At 41.0% G+C, this 693-nt stretch carries 1 protein-coding gene; it reads right to left on the reverse strand.

Going from position 1 to position 693, the window contains the following annotated elements:
- A partial coding sequence (locus tag JP75_RS26735) for a hypothetical protein (RefSeq protein WP_160194789.1) occupies positions 1 to 693 on the reverse strand: 693 nt, incomplete at both ends.

Below are 693 nucleotides of genomic sequence, written 5' to 3' on the forward strand. Positions count from 1 at the left end.
ACATTCTATTCCCAAGCGCACCGTCATGTTGCAATATTATGTATAAATTTCTTGCATTTTCCTTTAGATTCTCTTTTCTGTCGAGAAATCCATCGATGATGCCGTCAACAAATCTCAGCGGTCGCTCTATACCCTTCACATCAATTCGACCCGGTGATGCGTATTGAATTCGAGATACCTTGAGTGGGTAGTTATCGTTCGCTGCGTCGCCAAGATCTCTGAAACTGCCTCTATAAGAGCCACCTCCCTGAACTGTATAGGAAGTTATCGCCGCTTCGAGTTTTTCTTCAGCTGTTACATTATCATCCACTACGTCAGCGATTGTGTATATCGCGTAGAGGTCAGACAACTTCGCATAAAACCGTGAGAAATCAGCTGTAGTCCAGCGACCGTCAATGTAATAAGTATGGGTAATTACATACTTTGGATCATTTTTCTTATAATGTCTTGTGTGGTTTCTAGCGAAAAATCCTGCATCTGGCAGGTAATGATCTTTTTTGGCGTGAATTTCGTCCACGTACTTTAAATGAAAGTACCCATTCTTTTCTTTTGATATATCGAATACGTAACTTCGTATGCTCGATTTAAATTCCATTAAGTAGTTTAGATCGAACGCTTCATCAAGATATAGATCAAGATCGCGCTTAGAAACGCAAACTGCCAGAAATGGGATGGAGAAACCATCAACGGGCT

It is taken from the genome of Devosia riboflavina, assembly GCF_000743575.1.
Classification (GTDB): Bacteria; Pseudomonadota; Alphaproteobacteria; order Rhizobiales; family Devosiaceae; genus Devosia; species Devosia riboflavina.